Here is a 14,186-nt window from a genome sequence, read left to right on the forward strand (position 1 = left end):
AGGCAACATTGTCGTATTAGGAGTGGGTGAAAATGGAATTGTTATTTCTGGGAACGGGTGCAGGTGTCCCTGCTAAACTCCGCAATGTCACCAGTATTGCGTTGAAATTATTAGAAGAACGAGGTGCTGTATGGCTTTTCGATTGTGGAGAAGCTACGCAGCATCAAATTTTACATACTAGCTTGAAACCGAGAAGAATAGAAAAAATCTTTATTACCCATTTACATGGTGATCACATTTATGGTCTTCCCGGACTATTAGGTAGTCGTTCCTTTCAAGGAGGAAATTCTCCTTTAACCGTCTATGGACCAAAAGGAATAAAGGAATATATCGAGGTTTCACTTTCTCTAAGCCGAACTCATCTTCAATATTCCCTAAGCATTGTTGAAATCGAAGAGGGTATTATTTTTGAAGATGAAGAATTTAAAGTAGAGGCAAAAGAACTTGAACATGCGATTCCGACATTCGGGTACAGAGTTGTAGAAAAGGATAAGCCAGGTGTCCTTGAGGTAAATGAATTGCAGGCAATCGGGCTACCACCAGGACCGGTTTATAAAAAGTTGAAATTAGGACAAACAGTTCTTCTTGAAGACGGCAGAGAAATCAATGGGAAGGATTTTATCGGCCCCTCTATTCCGGGTAGAGTTGTGACGATTCTAGGTGATACTCGTACCTGTCAAAATGCAATCAAGCTGGGAGAAGGCGCCGATGTCATGATCCATGAAGCAACGTTTAATAAAGAGCAGGAACAAATGGCTCATGAATATTACCATTCAACTACGAAGCAAGCAGGGGAAACGGCATTAGCCGCAAATGCTAAAGTCCTTTTTTTAACACATATTTCTTCAAGGTTTGCAAAAGAGTCCTGGAATGAATTGCGAGATGAAGCCCGCCAAGTGTTTCCTGAGACATTCATTGCAAAGGATTTTATGGAATATAGCATTTCTGTTAAGAAGTAGTGGAGGGAAGTACATGAAAAACATTTACATCGTACGACATGCAAAAGCAGAAGGTCAGCCTTTTCAGTCACCTTTAACGGATATTGGAATGGAGCAGGCAATACACCTGGCTTCTTTCTTAGAAAACCGTTCGATTCAAGCCGTTTACTCTAGCCCGTTTGTAAGGGCAATTGAAACTATAGCACCCTTTGCCAAGCGAGCGGGCCTGACTATTCGAGAAGATGATCGGTTAGGAGAAAGGGTCCTCAGTGATCAGGATTTTCCTGACTGGTTGGAAAAGTTAAAGAAGAGCTTTGAAGATTTCTCCTTATCATTACCTGGTGGAGAATCCAATCAAAAGGCGATGGAGCGAGCTCAGTCCTTTGTTGATGATGTCTTAACAAAAGAAGAAGACAACATTGTATGTGTTAGTCATGGGAATTTAACGACATTATTGTTGAGGTTGTTTGATGACAAGTATGGGTATGAAGAATTATTTGCTCTTTCAAATCCTGACGTTTATTTGGTAACAGTGGAGCAAAGCCAAGCTTCGGTTCAACGAATTTGGAAATAAAGGGGAGTGCGTATGCAGATAACATTTGACCTTATATATAAAGAAGGAAAAGAAGGACATGTAGTAGCAGAAAATAATCTCTATCAACACATTCATTTTCCAGAAATGTTAACAAGGTATGATAGTAATTTTCTTGAATTTAATAAACAGCCATCCCTTTCTGAATTTAAAGAAGCCGCTCATTTTTTAAGAGAATTCCATAAATCAAAAGGGCAAAAACATGTAAAATTCTATTTTCCACAGGATGTTAAACCCTCTCAGGAATTAATGGACTTTTTTGCACGTGAAAAATTTGAAGTGGGGTTTAATGAATTATATAGTATTGCACCTGATCAATTTCCACCTTTAGAAGATAATCCTGATATAGAAATTAAGGTAGTGTCTGATCAAGATCTTGATGCTTACCTTGAATTCCAGTACCAACAGGATTTAGAATTTGGAGAGGAATTTGCTCAACAAAAGATTGATTTACATAAACGACACTTTCAAGATGAGAATTTTATTCAACTTCTAGCCTATTATCGTGGAACCCCAGCAGGGTCAGTCGATGTTATTATTAAATCGGACACAGCGGAAATAGATGGGCTGATGGTTCAAGAATCTTTTCAAAAGAAGGGCATAGGGAGTAAATTGCAAGAACGTGTGATGAAAAAATTTCCTAATAAAACAGTGATTCTGTTAGCTGATGGAGAAGACACACCTAGACTTATGTATCAAAGACAAAACTACCGTTATGGTGGTTTCAAGTATGAAGTTCAGAAAGTGTATGAATAAGTGAATGAGGGGGGAATGCCAAGGCATTCCCCCTCATTTTTTTGTCCAGTGCTTCTTAGTCCTTACCAACCTCTTTGATATTGCTTGGGAGCTTCCAGTTCTACTCCTAACTCCTTCGCAGCAGTTCTAGGCCAATATGGGTCTCGAAGTAATTCACGTGCAAGTAAAACGAGATCAGCACGCTCGTTTTGAAGGATTTCTTCTGCTTGAATCCCTGTAGTAATCAGCCCGACTGCTCCTGTGTCAATATCGGCATCTCTCTTGATGGTCTCGGCAAGCTTTACCTGGTAGCCAGGGAATACAGGGATTTGTGCCGGCACAACTGCACCGGAGCTAACATCAATTAAATCAATTCCTTGTTCCTTCATCCATTTTCCGAATACTACATAATCTTCAACATCAAGACCTTCTTCATGATAATCTTTGGCAGAGACACGTACAAGTAATGGTCCTTCCCATACTTGTTGAATACCGTTAATGATTTCACGAAGGAAACGGTAGCGGTTCTCAGGAGACCCACCATATTCGTCCGTGCGTTTATTAGAAAGGGGAGAGAGGAATTCGTTAATGAGATATCCATGGGCTCCGTGAATTTCAATCACATCAAATCCTGCTTCCCTGGCTCTTTCTGCACCTTTAATGAATGCCTTAATGGTTTCATTAATATCATTCTTTGTCATTTCAACAGGTGTTTTCATGTCTTTATTAAATGGAATGGCAGATGGAGCAATAATATCACCTTCTAGAACAGCTTTCCTTCCTGCATGAGCCAGCTGAATACCTGTCTTCGCACCTTGTTCTTTCATTAATCCTACTAATTCTTTTAATCCTTCCACATGCTCATCATCCCAAATTCCTAAGTCCTGAGGAGAGATTCTTCCTTGGGGTGTAACGGCAGTTGCTTCCTGAATAATCAGCCCGACTCCACCAACAGCACGGCTCGTATAATGAGTGCGATGCCAATTTTCAACTTTCCCATCATTGTTATGGGAAGAGTACATGCACATAGGTGCCATAACAATTCGATTTTTCAGTTCAACATTTTTAAGGGTATATGGTTGAAAAAGCTTTGTATTCATCTTTCATCACCTTTCATCAAGGGTTATTTATTTCGGGTTTCTAAATAGTAATTCACAATGATTATAACAACACCTATTTTTCCAGGAAAGAAATGTGCTTCTATTTGTTTTTTTGCTTTAACTCTTTCAATGGATAAACCGTTCCCCGCCATTCGATTCCACCACGTTTGAAGGTTAAAATCGTGGCTCGGCCAATTGAATAGATAAATAGGAGAGCTGTGAGTGGTAATGAAAGAAAGAGAAAAGGAGACTCATTTGTCATGTGTTTAATGACCTTTTGATACGCCAATAAAATCATAAGAATAATAGCAGCACTCACCATCTGAATTCTCCAATCCCATGAGAAAATCGTGATAAAAGGGAGGACAGTGGAGCAGAAAACCCCAATAATGGAAAACAAGACGAGTAAGATGGAGTAATGGAGTCCTGCAAATGTATTTTTTTCTAAACCGTTAAAAGCATCTTTCAATGATTGATACCACTCAACTTCCAATGAATCCAGAGCTGTTAGAAAGAATTGTTTTTTGTGGTGTTTCTTTATTTGCACTCCAAGCTGCAAGTCATCATCAGGCATGTGCTTAATCCCTTTGTGGGTACCGATTTCTTCATAAGCCGTCCGTGAGATAAGGTTAAAAGCACCAATGCCCATTCCCGTTTTTGATGTATGGTCGTTTGCTTTCCAGGGGCGTTTATAGAAGGAGAAGCCGAATAAGAAAAAGGCAACAAAGCTTTTTAACCAAAATGTCCGTGATTTAATATGGGGTGCTAGAGTAAGATGATCCAATTCCCGTGACAGAAGAAAGGATACGGCTTTAGAAACGATCGTCGAATCTTTAAAGATGACATCAGCATCAGTGAAAAGGATAAGTTCTCCATGGGCGTGCTGATATCCTTTGTATAGAGCCTGATTTTTTCCTAGCCATCCTTTCTCCAATGAGTCTATATGGAGCGTGTTTATTCGTTTATCCATGCTCGCCAATTCTTCTAGTTTATCTGGTGTCCCGTCAGTTGAACGGTCATTTACTAATATCCATTCAAGATTGTGATAATCCTGTTGAAGTTGAGATCTGATACTGGCTGAAATGGTTTTCTCTTCATTTCTAGCTGGGACAATAATCGTTAGTAACGGACCTTTCTGTACGATTGCGTAATCATGAATGGAGGAGAGTGTAGAAATCTCTCTCCACACGTCAATGGATATAAACAACCAGACACCAAGTACCATACAAAGTAAAATGAATAGGTGAATCATAGGTACGACCTTCTTTTTTTGTTTCGATTGTACCAATGAAACAAGCAAATAGCGAGAAAAGGTAGGTTATTTAGGTGAGTTCATATTTAAAGGGATTGTGTGTTAATTTCTTTTCCAAGATTCTCAGAACGCGTTTTCGCCGAATAAATACATTGCAAAAAGGCTTCCCTAACGTGATATTCTTCCAATGCTGCAATACCTGCTTCTGTCGTACCACCTGGACTTGTAACATTTCTCCTTAATTCCTGTGCATTTAAGCCGGATTTTTCTAGCATCTCACTTGCCCCTGCAATCGTTTGAGAGATTAAATCCTTAGCCAGTTCCTGTTGCAGTCCTAACTCCACTGCAGCCTTTTCAAGTAATTCTGCCACAAAATAGATATAGGCAGGACCACTTCCAGATAGAGCAGTAATTAAGTCTAATTGCTTTTCCTCCACCTCCACTGCTATCCCAACGGATTGAAATAATTTCATTGTCCACTCCTTCTGAGAGTGCGTCAGGTGACGATTGAACGATACAGCGGTAGCTGATTTCCCCATGGATGCACTCGTATTAGGCATAGCTCTAACGATGGCTCCATTAAATGCAAGCTTATCACTTAAATGTTGTATGGTGATCCCTGCTAAAACAGAAATGACCAACGTGTGAGTGGTCAAATAAGGACGAATGGTTGCCACTGCACCGTGAAAGTCTTTTGGTTTCATTGCCAGGATCACGACATCATATGAAGCTTCATGCTCCACCTTATTAACTCCGAATTCATGCACGAATTCCTCTAAACCCTGGCGATTCGAACGGTTTGTCACATACACCTTCTCTTGCCTCAATACTTCTGCTGCTAGTGACCCTTTCATTAATGCATGCGCCATTGAACCTGCACCCATAAACAATGTCTTCATGAAGTCACTCCTCCTTATCCTATATAAAAAAGCAGACCCTCTCATCCATAAAGGACGAAAGGGTCTGCTTCCGCGGTACCACCTTGTTTCGTTCACGAACATTCAAATGCCAATGAACACACTCAACTCCAGATAACGCTGGAAACGTTCTGATTTAAGACGCTCAAAAGGTAGGTTCATAAATAGAGAGGATGACAGTGCCTTTCAGCCTAATGGAGCACTATTCTCTAACATCATCTATCTATTACTAGTCTTCTTCATCGCTTTCTATATATAGTGAATGTAATGTTCAGTTGAAAAAATAATATTATAGGTGATTATCATAAAAAAGTGGCTTGTCTGTCAAGGTTTTTTTCAGTATTTTCAAAAGATATTAAAAATGACAAGTGATAGGAAAAAATGTACACTGTAAAATGAAGCATCATTCATTTTGAGAAACGAATGTCTTGGTTGAAGACCTTATTATAGTAGAATGTGGTGAAAATATGTTAGAAAATAATATCGCAAAGATTACGCTATCTACTCCATTTGCTGTTGGAGATGTAAATATTTATTTAGTGAAAGGTGAAGCGCTAACGTTGGTAGACGTGGGTCCATTGACAAATACTGCATGGATTCAATTAACGGAGGAATTAGCTTCTTTAGGATATAAACCCGAAGACATTGAACAAATTGTCCTCACCCATCATCACCCAGATCATGCTGGCTTACTTGATCGTTTTCCTTCTTCTGTAAAAGTATATGGGCATAAATATAATCGCTTTTGGCTACATCGAGATAATTATTTTCACGATGTATACGATCGCTTTTTTTGAAGTTAGCTATTGAGTCAGGATTACCTCAAGAGTTTCTTTCTGCCATTCCTAAATTTAAAACTCCTTTAAAATTCATGGGTGATAGAAAGCTAGATGTATCAATAGGAGAAGGAGATGCTATTCCTGGGCTAGAGGAGTGGAACATTATCGAAACCCTGGGTCATGCACAAAGTCATTTGTCTTTTTATCGAGAACGTGATGGTGTATTGATTGCCGGAGATCATATCCTTGCTCATATTTCACCCAATCCTCTTATTGAACCACCATTTGATGGAGAAGAAGAACGGACAAAGCCTTTACTTCAATACAATGCTTCTTTAAGCAAGCTCCAGGACATCCCTATCTCACGTGCTTATACAGGTCATGGAGAGGATATTTCGGATGTTCATGCCCTTATTCCTAAGAGGTTAAGGAAACAAGATGAAAGGGCCCAATCTGTTTTACATATGATAAAAGGAAATCGATTTACTGTATTAGAGATTTGCCAAAAGCTGTTTCCTTCTGTTTATAAAAAAGAACTGGGTCTTACCTTGTCTGAGACGATAGGTCAATTAGATTATTTAGAATCCCTTGATTTAATAAAAAAGGAAAAGACTGATGGGGTATATTATTACTTTGTCTAACCGGAGGTGTGGAAATGAATAAACGAGTTAAAGGAAAAAACATAATCATTACAGGAGCATCTGGTGGAATTGGGGAGCAGATGGCAATCAAAGTTGCTGAAAATGGAGGAAACCTTGCTTTGATTGCTCGCCGTGTTCAGTTATTAGAGGGATTAAAGGAAAAATTGATGACTACATTCAAGGTTAAAGTAGAAGTGTATCCTTTGGATGTAACAGATTATGCTGAAATCCCTCGTGTATTCTCTACCATTTTGGAAGACTTCGGTGAAGTACATGCCATCATTAATAATGCGGGCTACGGCATATTCCAGGAAGCTCATGAAACGTCATTTAGTGATGTAAAAGGAATGATTGAAGTGAATGTACTTGGTCTTATGGCATGTACGGGCGAAATACTTCCTTATATGCGTAAACAAGGCTTTGGGCATATCCTGAATATTGCCTCTCAAGCGGGTAAATTTGCCTCGCCTAAATCAAGCGTTTATTCTGCTTCTAAGCATGCTGTTCTAGGCTATACGAATAGTCTTCGGATGGAAGCCGCCAGGTATGGCGTAGCGGTTACAGCCGTAAACCCTGGTCCTATTGCTACGGATTTCTTTTCCATTGCCGATGAGTCAGGTACATATGCAAAAAATGTGGAAAAATTTATGCTTCAACCTGATAAAGTAGCAGAAAAAGTCATAAATGCGCTTTTCACAAATACAAGAGAGATCAATTTACCTCGTTGGATGAATGCGGGAAGTGTTGTTTATCAATTATTTCCTTCACTCATTGAAAAAGTAGGAAATAAACTTTTTTTCAAAAAATAATGAAACTAACGAATACTTCCAATCGTCTAATATTATAAGGGGGGGAGTCTATGAAAAAATGTCTCACTATTCTTTTACTGTGTCTTTTACCATTAGTCACTGGCTGTGACCTTTCAACGCCTGTACAAGATTCTGAGCCAAATGAACGATTCATAGGCTTTGTTACCCAAATTGAAAGCAATGAAGTACTCATAAATGATGTTTGGTTTTCCTTTAACGATGGAACAGTGTTTAGTACGGATAAAGACAAAAAAATACATAGTGTTGATATAGAGGTTGGACAGAAAATTCAAGTGAATTTTGACGGGGAAATGGAAGAATCCTTTCCTGGCAAAGCTTTTGCAAATGAAATGGTTTTCTTAACAGATGCTCAAAGTGAAAAGGAAGGGAATGCGGTTAAATTAGTCGTAAAAGACCCCCGTTTCTCACAAGTAGCCATTCAATCCATGGAGAAAAACCCCACTGGAATGTATTCTTTACGTTTTAAGGAATTAACCATTAACAGAGATGTGCATGTATTAGTGAATCTTAATGACGAGAGAGTTATTGTTCCGATTCATACGTCAACAAAATAAAGGATTACGAAAGAGTTGGTTACCGTTATGTGAATGACTCTTTTTAAGGTGCGTATTTGTATAATGACGTTCCATTATAAATGGTTTTAGGAGGTAGTATGAATACTTTTGTATATATGGTAAGGCACGGTGACTCTCCAAAAGGAGGAGAAGAAAAAACGAGAGGATTGACTGTTAAAGGAAAGCATGATGCTCTAGTTATTGCAAATGTATTACGAGACGAAGATATTGATGTTGTCATCTCCAGCCCATACAATCGCTCAATCCTAACCGTACAAAATCTAGCAGAACAAATTGGACAAGAAGTTATTGTATTTGAAAACCTTAAAGAAAGAATTTTTCATGTTGAAGAACAGAGGATATCTGATAAGGATTTATACCCTTTATTAAAGGAATCATTTACCGATCCCGACTTTTCTTTATCCGGAGCTGAATCTAATTCCACCTGTCAGAAACGAGCAATAAAAGTATTAAAAGAATTATTGATAAACTACCAAGGACAAAAAGTTGTATTGGGGACTCATGGAGCTGTTATGACTTTAATGATGGGGTATTATGATAGGAAGTATGATTTGAATTTTTTACATAGCATATCTAAACCAGATATTTATAGGATGGAGTTTAATGAGCAGGTTTTAGTGGATGTGAAAAGGCTTTGGGAACCATCATAGTATGTGTTTTAACCTAATGCTTCTCTTATTAACCTGTAAATGATGGAGGGTAAACGATGTTTTCAAAAGGTAAAATCCTTTTAGTTTCCTTAGTATTATTCGTTTTTTCCTGTACTACTTGGCTTATCGGTCATTCTTTTGCTGCACCAGATGAAATGGATAGAGGCACTTCTGTTGCGATAATAGGTTTTCTGGGAACCATGTTCTTTCTCTTCACCACCATATCTTTGTCTTTCATTATGTTGATTTCAAAGTTGAAAAATAATAAAACGTATATTCGTTAGGTTTAAAGGGGCTTTTCTGTAAAAAGGGAAGCTTCTTTTTTTATTTCCCAAGCACCTTTTCTTCAAAAACAGAAACTCCTCCTCAATCTACATAGATTTAATCTACAGGGAATTCATATACGATATCTTCAACGATCTGGTGAATTGATGAATTCGGTTCTTCTTTAGAACGAGTTTCGATTTCCTCAACTAATGTTCATAATCCCAGTAATTAAGAGGATGTTCATTGAAGGAACATCTTTTCAATCATCGCTTTTCCATTTTGACACTTCATGGTGATTATACCGAACAAAATAAGGGTATGCATCACTGAACGGAAAATGTTTCTGTTTTTCTAGCCTATAAGGCTAAAAATTCTATTAAGTGAAAAACTATTTTTATCGATTGCAAAAAGGATGTGGAAATATGATAGGGATTTTGTTAGCCCTAATCCCCGCAGTAGCTTGGGGAAGTCTTGTGTTCGTCAGTGTAAAACTAGGAGGAAATGCTTACAGTCAAACAGTTGGAATTACAATTGGTTCCCTACTGTTTGCCATTGGCGTTTTCTTCATTAAATCCCCGGAGTTAACGCTTTTTGTTTGGGGTATCGGCTTTATTTCCGGAGTCTTCTGGGCTGTCGGCCAAGTGAATCAGTTAGCAAGCGTAAAATTTATTGGTGTTGCTAAAACAGTTCCTATCTCTACAGGAATGCAACTGATCGGTACAACACTCTTTGGGGTTTTAGTGTTTAAGGAATGGACTACAACCTTAACCATTCTAATCGGAAGTGGGGCCGTTTTTGCTCTTATTATTGGTGTAGTACTAACCTCATTTTCGCAAAAATCTGCTGGTGATGATCAGTCTCAACTAAAAAAAGGTCTATTCACTTTATTTATTTCAAGTTGTGGATACATAGCTTATGTCGTTATTTTAAGGTGGTTTAACATCGACGGATGGGAAGCCATTTTACCACAAGCAATCGGAATGTTTATCGGAGCGGTTGTGATCACCTTCAGGCATAAGCCTTTTACAAAATATACGGTTCGAAATATATTAACGGGCCTGATGTGGGCGTCGGGTAATTTAGGATTATTACTTGCTCTCCCGAGAATTGGGGTAGCAACCAGCTTCTCCTTATCTCAAACAGGTATTGTCATTTCCACCCTCGGAGGATTGTTTTTCTTAGGAGAAAAGAAATCGAAAAAACAAATTTTCCTCGTGATCCTGGGGTGTGTTCTCATTATTATTGGTGGTGTTCTTCTAGGTTTTACAAAAAGTTAAGGAGGAATATAGGATGTATACTGATCTGACAGGTAAGGTTGTTATCATTACTGGTGCCGCTACTGGGATTGGAAAGGCCATCGCAACTCGATTGGCTAATGAAGGATGTAAAGTGGTAATTAACTATTTTAAAAAAGAAGAAAATCCAGAGGCGATTGTAAAAGAGATTGAACAAGCAGGAGGGCACGCTTCCATTATTCAAGGGGATGTTTCGAAAGAAGAAGACGTGAAAGCATTTGTCCAATTTGCTCATGACACGTATGGAAGCCTTGATATTTATGTGAATAATGCAGGGGTCGAAAATGAAGTTCCTTCTGAAAATTTGTCTATTGAAGACTGGCAAACGGTCATAAATACTAATTTAACCGGTACCTTTCTCGGTTGTCGAGAAGCTGCCAAGTACATGTTAGATCATAATATCAAAGGATCCATCATTAATATTTCTTCTGTTCATGAAATTATTCCCTGGCCACACTTTGTCCATTATGCAGCCAGTAAGGGTGGGGTTAAATTATTAATGGAAAGTCTTGCTTTAGAGTTCGCTCCCGATGGAATTCGAGTAAATAATATTGCACCAGGGGCCATCGATACACCTATTAATGCTGAAAAATTTTCTGATCCTGAAAAGAAAAAGGGAGTGGAAAAGCTGATTCCAATCGGGTATATCGGAGAACCTGAGCAAGTGGCATCCTGCGCTGCATTCTTAGCTTCAGAGCAGGCAAGCTATGTAACCGGTACAACCTTAGTTGTGGACGGGGGAATGACCAAGTATCCAGGCTTTCAAGCTGGAAAAGGATGAAAAACAGGAAGGAGAAGCGGTCACTTCTCCTTCCTGTTTTTTTATTTCTTGGATGAAATGTGCGAAAAGCGGGGGTGAATGTGCGAAAACACTCTACTAATGTGCGAATTTACCTAGATAATGTGCAAAATTGTGAACAACGAGGAAATATCGCTAAATTTTTCTTGTGCGTCCTTCTAAATGGTCTGATTTATGGAGCGATTGGGCCACTTTTCATCAGAATTGGGCCAAATCGTGAATTCTCTTCTCAATCTTTGTCCATTTTGGCTTGTCTTTTCCTTTTCTTATTATTCACTCCGTTACCAATAATTTAAGTTGAAAGCGAACGTATATTCGTATACAATCATAGATATACTATATAAGAACATTTGTTCTATTTATACGGTGATGGAGGAGGATTGAATGACTGTCGATTACAGTGTGCTGCCACACCATAAGATTTTATGCATCGATATGAAGAGCTTTTATGCTAGCTGTTCGGCTGTCATGCTGGGACTAGACCCTCTTGAATGTCATTTAGCAGTTGTGGGGGATAAAGACCGTAAAGGAAGCATTGTATTGGCGGCCTCCCCTAAGATGAAAAAAGATTTTGGCATTAAGACAGGGTCCAGGATGTTTGAAATCCCTAATGATTCTCGAATTCAATTAGTAGAACCAAAAATGGCTACGTACGTCCGGATTTCAACTGAGATTACTCGGTTATTTCATCGCTATGTTCCAAAGGATGCCATTCATACTTACAGTGTAGATGAAAGCTTCATTAAGATTGATGGGGCCACCAATCTATGGGGGGACGCTACAACAATTGCTCATAAAATAAAAGATGATATGGAGAGGGAGTTTCAGCTTCCTTGTGCTATAGGAATTGGTCCTAATATGCTTTTATCAAAATTGTGCTTAGATCTTGAAGCAAAGAAAAAAGGAGTTTGTGAGTGGACTTACGAGGATATACCTGAAAAACTTTGGCCGCTCTCACCCCTAAGTGAAATGTGGGGGATTGGTCGACGCATTGAAAAGACCCTTAATCGAATGGGGATTTTCTCCGTTGGACAATTGGCGAAATATGATTTAGAGAAGCTTGAAGATAAGTTTGGAGTGATGGGAAATCAGCTATACCATCATGCGTGGGGAGTAGATTTATCCGAAATAGGTGCCCCTATCATGGATGGGCAAATTAGCTTTGGAAAGGGTCAAATTCTTCTGCGGGACTATAAAGAAAGAAAAGAAATTAAGCACGTTATATTGGAAATGTGTGAAGAAGTGGCCAGGCGGGCTCGTACCCATAAGAAAGCAGGAAGAACCGTTAGCTTTGGAATAGGATACAGTCAAGAAGAGTTTGGAGGAGGGTTTCATCGTTCAAGAACAATGGAGGAACCTACGAACATTACCATGGATTTGTATCGTGTATGTCTCGAATTATTTGAAGAGAATTACAACGGTAGGACAGTACGGAAAATTTCTATCGCCCTCTCGAATGTTGTGGACGACGAGACGTTACAAATTTCATTGTTTGATCCTAAACGTTGGGAAAAAAGAGAATTAGGATATGTGGTAGATCGAATTCGAAATAAATATGGATCGGCAGCTTTACTTCGCGCAGTCTCGTATACAGAAGCAGGAACAGCAAAGCATCGTGCTCGTCTTGTAGGCGGCCACAAATCGTAACAGCCCTGACTTCAATTTAGGAGGTGAAGAATGTGATTCGTGATCGAGGAAGAATAAAGTGGACATCTATGATGTTACCAGAGCATGTAAAATTATTGCGAGATTGGGCTAAAGAAGATACTTATGAAAAGAGAAAGGAACTCGATGAACAGGAGCTGGAGATGTTAAATGATGTGGTGTCAGAAGCCATGGAATTTGGTAAGCTAGTCTCCATTACCTATTACGTAAAACACCGCCATCAGTTATTCATTGGAACGGTGCATCATGTTGATGCCTTAGAAGAAAAGCTACACGTAGTGGATCGCTTTCAGGAAGCGCAATATATTCCACTATCGAGCGTAACCGATATTCACTTTTTTGAATGAATTTGAAAAGAGACTTCCCTTTTGGAAGTCTCTTTTCGTCATGTGTTATTCTTCGTCTAGAACCTTTTCAGCGCGTACACACGATTCGAATTTACCTTTATGTGAAGCATCACAAAACGGCATTTTAGTCGATAGACCGCAGCGGCAAAGAGTGAACACTTGCTTTGTCGGAAATACATTTCCATCTGCATCAACTAATTCTACATCTCCACTAACGCGAAAAGAACCATTATCATTTACTTTAATTTGAGCTTTTGTCATGAAAACCCACCCTTTCTAAATACATACAAAAGATTCCCCACTTTGATAGTAAAGTGAAAAAGAGAAAAATGCAATATTCTAAAGGAAACAGGTGAAATATGATAGGATAAAGTGGAGGAGGCTGAACAATGAAAATAGAAATAACAAATGAAGCAATGCAAAAAATAATAGATAAAATTGATCATCAAGAAGGGTATTTAAAGTTAAAATATGACACAGAAGGCTGCGGTTGTGTAGTCAGTGGTATCCCGACGTTATGGTATGTGAAAAAGCCAGATGAAGGTGAAGATATCGAAATAGAAACGAATTCTTACCCTATTCTAGTTGAAAAATCCAAAACAGTATTTCTTGATGAGGAATTGAAAATTGATTTCTCAACAGCAAGCAACACATTTCAATTAAAAAGCCCTGGACAAATCATAAATGGAAGAATGAACTTTGTCCTGTTCCCCAATGAATAAAATAATAGGCCCTGAAGAAGTAAAGTCTTATGTTTATGCTTTTTCAGGGCCAAATTATCTTTTAAAACACCAACCTGTATTT

General features: G+C 38.7%; 19 protein-coding genes. 14 read left to right on the top strand and 5 right to left on the bottom strand.

The features are described 5' to 3' along the window. The first annotated feature begins 32 nt into the window (after positions 1 to 32). From rnz to IQI_RS00345, 3 genes are read left to right on the top strand one after another with little or no spacing between them, the layout of a single operon-like run. Complete coding sequence (rnz, locus tag IQI_RS00335; protein WP_064090938.1) at positions 33 to 959, top strand: ribonuclease Z; 927 nt, start codon at positions 33 to 35, stop codon at positions 957 to 959. A gap of 13 nt (positions 960 to 972) precedes the next feature. Then, on the top strand, positions 973 to 1,512 hold the full coding sequence (locus IQI_RS00340; protein WP_064090939.1) for a histidine phosphatase family protein: 540 nt from the start codon (positions 973 to 975) through the stop codon (positions 1,510 to 1,512). Positions 1,513 to 1,524: 12 nt separating this feature from the next. Then, positions 1,525 to 2,286: a GNAT family N-acetyltransferase gene (locus IQI_RS00345; RefSeq protein WP_064090940.1), complete on the top strand. Its 762-nt coding sequence runs from the start codon at positions 1,525 to 1,527 to the stop codon at positions 2,284 to 2,286. A 62-nt stretch (positions 2,287 to 2,348) separates the two neighbouring features. Here IQI_RS00345 and namA read toward each other — a convergent pair whose 3' ends face one another. The 3 genes from namA to proC form a co-directional block, all read right to left on the bottom strand. Further along, on the bottom strand, positions 2,349 to 3,365 hold the full coding sequence (gene namA, locus IQI_RS00350; protein WP_064090941.1) for an NADPH dehydrogenase NamA: 1,017 nt from the start codon (positions 3,363 to 3,365) through the stop codon (positions 2,349 to 2,351). A gap of 100 nt (positions 3,366 to 3,465) precedes the next feature. Beyond that, entirely contained in the window at positions 3,466 to 4,617 is a 1,152-nt protein-coding gene (locus IQI_RS00355; RefSeq protein WP_064090942.1) for a glycosyltransferase, read from the bottom strand. An 86-nt stretch (positions 4,618 to 4,703) separates the two neighbouring features. After that, positions 4,704 to 5,516, bottom strand: a complete 813-nt coding sequence (gene proC / locus IQI_RS00360) for a pyrroline-5-carboxylate reductase (RefSeq protein WP_064090943.1) — start codon at positions 5,514 to 5,516, stop codon at positions 4,704 to 4,706. A gap of 485 nt (positions 5,517 to 6,001) precedes the next feature. On the opposite strand from proC, the gene IQI_RS21235 reads away from it, so the two are divergent. The 6 genes from IQI_RS21235 (at position 6,002) to IQI_RS00385 (ending at position 9,293) form a co-directional block, all read left to right on the top strand. Beyond that, positions 6,002 to 6,331, top strand: a complete 330-nt coding sequence (locus tag IQI_RS21235; protein ID WP_328585717.1) for an MBL fold metallo-hydrolase — start codon at positions 6,002 to 6,004, stop codon at positions 6,329 to 6,331. Further along, positions 6,328 to 6,954, top strand: a complete 627-nt coding sequence (locus IQI_RS00365; protein WP_328585718.1) for an MBL fold metallo-hydrolase — start codon at positions 6,328 to 6,330, stop codon at positions 6,952 to 6,954. Before IQI_RS21235 ends, IQI_RS00365 begins: the two co-directional genes overlap by 4 nt. A 14-nt stretch (positions 6,955 to 6,968) precedes the next feature. Further along, positions 6,969 to 7,763 (top strand): SDR family NAD(P)-dependent oxidoreductase, encoded by a 795-nt coding sequence (locus tag IQI_RS00370; RefSeq protein ID WP_064090944.1) that lies wholly within the window; start codon positions 6,969 to 6,971, stop codon positions 7,761 to 7,763. Between the two features lie 50 nt (positions 7,764 to 7,813). Then, a complete protein-coding gene (locus tag IQI_RS00375; RefSeq protein ID WP_064090945.1) occupies positions 7,814 to 8,338 on the top strand; it encodes a DUF3221 domain-containing protein in 525 nt (174 codons plus the stop codon). A 98-nt stretch (positions 8,339 to 8,436) separates the two neighbouring features. Beyond that, complete coding sequence (locus IQI_RS00380; RefSeq protein WP_064090946.1) at positions 8,437 to 9,009, top strand: histidine phosphatase family protein; 573 nt, start codon at positions 8,437 to 8,439, stop codon at positions 9,007 to 9,009. 56 nt (positions 9,010 to 9,065) lie between these two features. Further along, entirely contained in the window at positions 9,066 to 9,293 is a 228-nt protein-coding gene (locus IQI_RS00385) for a hypothetical protein (RefSeq protein ID WP_064090947.1), read from the top strand. A 97-nt stretch (positions 9,294 to 9,390) separates the two neighbouring features. On the opposite strand, the gene IQI_RS21290 is transcribed toward IQI_RS00385, so the two are convergent. Further along, a complete protein-coding gene (locus tag IQI_RS21290) occupies positions 9,391 to 9,474 on the bottom strand; it encodes a hypothetical protein (RefSeq protein ID WP_408006801.1) in 84 nt (27 codons plus the stop codon). 227 nt (positions 9,475 to 9,701) lie between these two features. On the opposite strand from IQI_RS21290, the gene IQI_RS00390 reads away from it, so the two are divergent. From IQI_RS00390 to IQI_RS00405, 4 genes are all read left to right on the top strand, one after another. After that, positions 9,702 to 10,553: a GRP family sugar transporter gene (locus IQI_RS00390; protein ID WP_064091057.1), complete on the top strand. Its 852-nt coding sequence runs from the start codon at positions 9,702 to 9,704 to the stop codon at positions 10,551 to 10,553. Between the two features lie 13 nt (positions 10,554 to 10,566). Continuing rightward, a complete protein-coding gene (locus tag IQI_RS00395) occupies positions 10,567 to 11,352 on the top strand; it encodes a glucose-1-dehydrogenase (protein ID WP_064090948.1) in 786 nt (261 codons plus the stop codon). A gap of 402 nt (positions 11,353 to 11,754) precedes the next feature. Continuing rightward, a complete protein-coding gene (locus IQI_RS00400) occupies positions 11,755 to 13,017 on the top strand; it encodes a Y-family DNA polymerase (RefSeq protein ID WP_064090949.1) in 1,263 nt (420 codons plus the stop codon). Between the two features lie 32 nt (positions 13,018 to 13,049). Beyond that, positions 13,050 to 13,382 carry a YolD-like family protein gene (locus IQI_RS00405; protein ID WP_064090950.1) on the top strand — a complete coding sequence of 111 codons (333 nt, stop codon included), beginning with the start codon at positions 13,050 to 13,052 and terminating at the stop codon, positions 13,380 to 13,382. Positions 13,383 to 13,427: 45 nt separating this feature from the next. Here IQI_RS00405 and IQI_RS00410 read toward each other — a convergent pair whose 3' ends face one another. Further along, complete coding sequence (locus tag IQI_RS00410) at positions 13,428 to 13,643, bottom strand: CDGSH iron-sulfur domain-containing protein (RefSeq protein ID WP_064090951.1); 216 nt, start codon at positions 13,641 to 13,643, stop codon at positions 13,428 to 13,430. A gap of 128 nt (positions 13,644 to 13,771) precedes the next feature. Here IQI_RS00410 and IQI_RS00415 point away from each other — a divergent pair, with 128 nt between their 5' ends. Next, positions 13,772 to 14,104 carry an iron-sulfur cluster biosynthesis family protein gene (locus tag IQI_RS00415; protein WP_064090952.1) on the top strand — a complete coding sequence of 111 codons (333 nt, stop codon included), beginning with the start codon at positions 13,772 to 13,774 and terminating at the stop codon, positions 14,102 to 14,104. The last annotated feature ends 82 nt before the right edge of the window (positions 14,105 to 14,186 follow it).

The sequence above is a fragment of the Rossellomorea aquimaris TF-12 genome, from assembly GCF_001648555.1.
Taxonomy (GTDB): Bacteria; Bacillota; Bacilli; order Bacillales; family Bacillaceae_B; genus Rossellomorea; species Rossellomorea aquimaris.